We start from the raw sequence: 5866 nt of genomic DNA, 5'->3' as shown, positions 1-5866 counted from the left end.
GCTTTTGTCCTGTTTCGGCGACGGCTGAAACCTTTTGCGGGCGGAGCGGGGTTTCAGGCCGTTTTAAGGGTTTTGCCCGATTTATCGAACGGGACGACTTCGCTTCGGCTTCGTTACGGTTGGGTTCGGCGGTGGGACGGTCCCATCGTGGAATGCCAGCACCGGGGAACCCGACCGTGTTCTTTCACACCCAGCCTTCCACCGTCCGCACCGGACGGGCAGACGCCGCCCGCCATCCGGCCAAGGGCCTGGCCGCGGACGGGGTGGGTGCTGGCTGGGCCGGCGACCGCACGTCCGACCGGGCCGGCGATCCGTCCGGACGGCGGGTGATCTTCCTTCATCCCGGCAAGGGGGCGTGGTGGCGCCTGCTGGAGCATGTGCCGGCGGGCCAGGAATGGCTGACCGTGCCGGCCGCCGCAGGGGCGACGATGCTCTCTCCTTTGCTGAACCCCTTGCTGGTGGAGCGCGGCGGCCGCCGGCCGGTTCTGGTCGCCGGCGCGGTGACGGCGCCGCTCGCCATCGCTGCGGCGCTGGATTTCCCGGAGCAGGTCGGCGGTGTGATGATCGTCGACGATGTCGGCGCCGAATCGCCGATGCGCCGGCGCTGGAACGCTCTGGCTGCCCGTTTCGGCCGCCCGCTGCCGGCGGTGCTGACCGGCGATCTCGGAGAACTCGAAGCCGAATTGCCGGCGGTCCGGCTGCCGGTGACCCTGATGCAGGGCAGCGATCCGGCCGGCCTGTTCACCCGGCTCGAAAATGGGCTGACGGGGTGCCGCACCTTGACGGTCGTCGCCGTGTCCGACGCGGCCGCCATCCGCCCGCGGACCCATGCCACCGAACTGCGCGGCGCATTGCTGGCGCTGGTCTCCGCCGTGGAGCGGGCGCAGCGGTAGGGCAAGGACCTGTCGCCCGGCTCCGGTCGGTCACAGGCTCTGCGCGGTCAAGGCGGCCTGGGTGCGGTTGCGAACGCCCAGATGACGCAGGATCGCGGTGACGTGGACCTTCACCGTGCCTTCCGTCAGCCCCAGCTCGTGGGCGATCTGCTTGTTGGATTTGCCGTCGCGCAGGCGGGCGAGCACATCGCGCTGGCGTGGCGTCAGCTGGTCGCCGCCGCCGCTTCCCAGCGCCGCCCCATCGTCCACCGCATCGCCAGACCCCTGACCGCCGACATGGTGTGCCCCATAGCCGCCTTGCGTGTCGGCGCGGTCACCGCCGCGGATCGCCTGTTCGGGAAGATAGATGCCGCCGGCGAGTACCAGCTGCAGCGCGCCCAGCAGAACCTTGGCGCTGGAGGATTTCGGGATATAGCCGGCGGCACCGTTCTCCAGGGCCGCCAGCAGGTCGGAGCGCTTTTCCGACCCCGACACCACCACCAGAAGCGCCTTCGGCAGGCCGGCATGAATGTCGCCGAGGGCGGAAAAGCCGGTCCAGCCCGGCATACCGAGATCGAGAAGGATCAGGTCGAAGGGTCTGGTGCCGTCGCACAACGCCCGCACCTCGTCATAGGTGCTGGCCTCAAAGAAAGTCATATCGGCGTCGAATTGCGCCAGCAGCCGGCGCAGACCGTCTCGGAACAGCAGGTGATCGTCGGCGATCAGCACGTTCATCGCGGGCATTTCCAGAAGGTTGCAGCGATCTCACACCGGAATGGCGTCATCGGCACGCGGCTTCACATAAGCACGCACATTCTCACGCTGTAGTTCGCTTTTGGTCTTAGACCGCTTCCTCTATGCCTGCGCCCGTCGGTCGCCGCGGCCGGTTGCGGGATCGGCAAAGCCCGGAAAAGGCAACGCCCCGCTCCGCCGGCCGCCTGCCCCGGATGGAGGGGGCGGACGGCCGGAACGGAAGGCGGGCGGGGCCTTTCGGCAGAACGGTTGGCTTGTAGGTGCGTCCGGACGGGCCGGATCAGACGGTGGCGGCGACGCCGGTCTCGGCGGCCTGGTCGCCGATGCCGTTGTTCAGCGCCCAGATGGCGGCCTGGGTGCGGTTGGAGGCGTTGATCTTGCGCAGCAGGCTCTTCAGGTGAACCTTCACGGTGGCTTCCGTGATGTTCAGGTGGTTGGCGATCATCTTGTTGCTGTTGCCGTTCAGCAGGCAGCGCAGGATCTGCACCTCGCGCTGCGACAGACCCTTGCGGCGGGTCGGCTGCTCGGCGCCCATATCCTCGGTGCGGCCGCTGACCAGCAGCTCGGCCAGATGGGTCGGGAACACCTTCTCGCCCATCATCACCAGCTTCAGCGACTGCATCAGCGCCTCGCAGGCGATGTCCTTCAGCAGGTAGCCGCCGGCACCGGCACCAAGGGCGGCCGACAGGCGGCGGGTCTCCAGGTCGTTGGTCAGGATGACGATCCGGATCGACGGGTGATCCTCGCGCAGGCCGCGCATCGCATCGACTTCCTCGTCGGCGCCGCTCGGCAGATCGATGAGGATCAGGTCCGGGGTCTTGCCGGAGCCGAGCGTCGACAGGCCCTCGCGCAGGCTGCCGGCCTCGCCGACGACGGTGAAGGAGGTGCCCTCGAACAGACGCTTCATGCCCTCACGGAAAAGCTTGTTGGCATCGATGAGGAAAACGTTGATGGCATCCATGGTCTCAGCCCGCCTTTTGTTCCGTTCCGATCGAAGTGGCGCCGGGTGGCGCTTCGGAGGCATCCCCGACCTTCCGCTCCCGCGTCCGGTCCGCTCCCCCTCAGGGTTCGGGGGTGCCTCGTTGTGATCCATAGATACCCCCGATTTGCGCCGCGCAAAATTTCGCTTAGGTAAATTTCGCGTCGAGCAATGGGCATATGCCGTAAGCCCGCATAAGACAAGATGAGGACATAAGGAGGCTCTCGTCGGTCAGTTGGAATAACTGTCTGTGACAGAAAAGGGGAAAACGTTAACGGGCGGGGTGTGATTTCGTCATGACGCTGAACTACAGTGTACGGCGACTTCCCGGATGAAGGTCGTTTGCCGGAAAGAACTGCGCCGTCGCCCAATGGTTGGAGTCCTATATCCCATAAGTCTGCCCTTCGGCATAAGCGTGGCCGTTCCGCCCGGTGCGGTTCCCCCAGGGGGTGCGGCCTTCGACGGGGGTCGTGCCCGACCGTTCCGTGCTGTATACGTTCCAGCCGCGAGCGGGCATCCGCCTGCACAAGCCGCTTTTTTCGTCCATCCCCAGGCCGGGACGCCATGTCAGACGCTTATGATGATGATCCGCTGAGCCACGCCGCTCCCGCTGCCGGTCCCGCTTCGGGATTTCCGGCCGCGGCGCAGCGCTTCGCCTATCTGGACGGGCTGAACCCGACCCAGCGGGCGGCGGTGGAGGCATTGGACGGCCCGGTTCTGGTGCTGGCCGGCGCCGGCACCGGCAAGACGCGGGTGCTGACCACCCGGCTGGCTCATCTGCTGATGACGCGGCGCGCCGCCGCCTTCCAGATCCTGGCGGTGACCTTCCACAACAAGGCCGCCCGCGAGATGCAAGAGCGCGTCGCCCATCTGGTGGGGATCGAGCCGGAAGGCTTGTGGCTCGGCACCTCCATGCGCTGGCTGCCGCATCTTGGGCGCCATGCCGAGCTGGTCGGGCTGAAGTCGAACTTCACCATCCTTGACACCGACGATCAGTTCGCCTNGATCAAGCAACTGCTGCAAGCCGAAAACATCGATCCCAAGAAGTGGCCGCCCCGACAGTTTCTGGGCGCCATCGAGCGCTGGAAGGACCGCGGCCTGACCCCCGACCGTCTGGGCGACGCCGACGGCGGCGATGTGGCCGGCGGCCGGGTGGTGGCGATCTACCGTGCCTATCAGGAGCGCCTGCGCACCCTGAACGCCTGCGACTTCGGCGACCTGCTGCTGCACAACCTCGCCATCTTCCAGAACCATCCGGACGTGCTGGCGGAATATCACCGGAAGTTCAAATATCTCCTGGTCGACGAGTATCAGGACACCAACGTCGCTCAGTATCTGTGGCTGCGCATCCTCTCCCAGGCGCACAAGAACATCTGCTGCGTCGGTGACGAGGATCAGTGCGTGGTCGAGGGCACGCTCATCCGGATGGCGGACGGCTCGGAGCGGCCCGTCGAGGCGATCCGGGTCGGGGATGCCGTGCGGTCCGCGCAGGGCGGCGGCGTTTTCGGTCCGTCGACGGTGACGCGGACCCATCGGCACGACTGGTCGGGCGATCTGGTGGAGATCGAGCTGGACGACGGCACCCGCCTGACCACGACGCCGGAGCACCGCCACTTCGCCGGCTACCGGCTGGGAACGTCGCCGCAGCTTCACTTCACCTACCTGATGCACAAGCGGGGCTTCGGCTTCCGGCTCGGCACGTCGCAGACCTACACCCGCGGGCAGGCTTCCCCGGTCATCGGGTATGAGCTCCGCTGCCGGCAGGAGCATGCGGATGCCGTCTGGATCCTGGCGACGCACGAGAGCGAGAACGAGGCGCGCTACCTGGAATACACCCTCTCGCTGAGGCACCGCATTCCGACCTTTCCCTTCGTTGCCCGCAAGGGGGGATCGACGGGCGGCCTCGTTCACGACCAGTCGATCCTGGACCGGCTGTTCGGCGAGATCCCGACGGAGGAGGCCGGCGACCGCCTGCTCGGGCTGTACGGGCTTTCCCGCGCCTGTCCCCATTACCGGCCGCAGAGCCACGCCGGCCGGCGCCGCAACGTCACCGTCACTTTGTGCGGCGGCAGTGGCAGCCGGCCGCTGCACCGGATCTCCATCATCGTCAGCGCCCCCGATGACGCCGCTGCGCTCCGCGGCATCGGCCTGTCCGTGCGTCCGGTGAAGAAGGGGCACGAGGGGGGGCGCTATGAGACGGTCATGGCGAATCTTTCCGATGTGATGGGCGTCGTGGACAAGGTCCGCCAAGTCTTCAAGGACGGGATCGCCCTCGTGCAGTTTGCCCGCTTCGGCAGCGGGGTCGGCCCTGCGGAGGACGAGGCGGAACGGGAGGCCGATGATGGCGGCGTTGCGGTTCTGGACCGTCCGTCCGTCCGCACCCGTTCCAGCCTGCCGATGATCCCGGCCGGATCCGTCCGGACGGGCATGTCGATGTTCCGGGGGGACGGCACGCTGGCGACCGTGCGGTCGGTCCGGACGAGCCGGCGCGAGGCGGCCGTCCACGACCTCGACGTCGAACGGACGCACAACTTCATCGCCAACGGGATCGTGACGCACAATTCGATCTATGCCTGGCGCGGTGCCGAGATCGGCAACATCCTGCGCTTCGAGACCGATTTTCCCGGCGCGACGATCATCAAGCTGGAGCAGAACTACCGCTCCACCGGCCATATCCTCGCTGCCGCGTCGGGCCTGATCGCCAACAACCAGGGGCGGCTGGGCAAGACGCTGTGGACCGAGGCCGATGGCGGCGAGCCGGTCAAGGTCAAGGCGGTGTGGGACGGCGAGGAGGAGGCGCGCTGGGTCGGCGAGGAGATCGAAACGCTCCAGCGCAAGGGAACGCCGCTGTCGCAGATCGCCGTGCTGGTCCGCGCCGGCTTCCAGACCCGCGAGTTCGAGGAACGCTTCATCACGCTCGGCCTGCCTTACAAGGTGCTGGGCGGTCCGCGCTTCTACGAGCGGCAGGAAATCCGCGACGCTCTCGCCTATTTCCGCGTCGTCAACTCCGGCGATGACGACCTCGCCTTCGAGCGCATCGTCAATCTGCCCAAGCGCGGCGTCGGCCCGGCGGCCATGCAGAGCCTCTACACCGCCGCCCGCGCCCGCGGGCTGTCGCTGACCGAGGCCGGCTGGACGCTGACCGAAACGGACGAGCTGAAGCCGAAGCTGCGCGCCACCCTGCGCGGGCTGCTGCAGGATTTCTTCCGCTGGCGGACGCTGATGGCGACGGTGCCGCACACCGAGCTTGCCCGCACATCCT

The 5866-nt window shown here is 67.3% G+C and carries 4 protein-coding genes; 2 read left to right on the top strand and 2 right to left on the bottom strand.

Annotation, left to right across the window (positions count from 1 at the left end):
* Positions 1–176 precede the first annotated feature (176 nt).
* Complete coding sequence (locus I71_RS33700) at positions 177–893, top strand: alpha/beta fold hydrolase (protein ID WP_042704567.1); 717 nt, start codon at positions 177–179, stop codon at positions 891–893.
* A gap of 30 nt (positions 894–923) precedes the next feature.
* Here I71_RS33700 and I71_RS33695 read toward each other — a convergent pair whose 3' ends face one another.
* Both I71_RS33695 and I71_RS33690 read right to left on the bottom strand, forming a co-directional pair.
* Positions 924–1607, bottom strand: coding sequence for a response regulator transcription factor (locus I71_RS33695; RefSeq protein ID WP_042704565.1), 684 nt, complete (start codon positions 1605–1607; stop codon positions 924–926).
* A 298-nt stretch (positions 1608–1905) separates the two neighbouring features.
* The gene (locus tag I71_RS33690; protein ID WP_042704564.1) at positions 1906–2586 is read right to left on the bottom strand and encodes a response regulator transcription factor; all 681 of its coding nucleotides are present in this window, start codon (positions 2584–2586) and stop codon (positions 1906–1908) included.
* A 582-nt stretch (positions 2587–3168) separates the two neighbouring features.
* Between I71_RS33690 and I71_RS40395 the strand changes: the two genes are divergently transcribed.
* Positions 3169–5866: UvrD-helicase domain-containing protein (locus tag I71_RS40395; protein WP_244434219.1), on the top strand; the 2698-nt coding region annotated here is incomplete at its 3' end.

This window comes from Azospirillum sp. B506, assembly GCF_000333595.1.
Lineage (GTDB): Bacteria > Pseudomonadota > Alphaproteobacteria > Azospirillales > Azospirillaceae > Azospirillum.
Note: the sequence above shows the minus strand (reverse complement) of the source record. Positions and strands in the feature narration are given on the sequence as shown.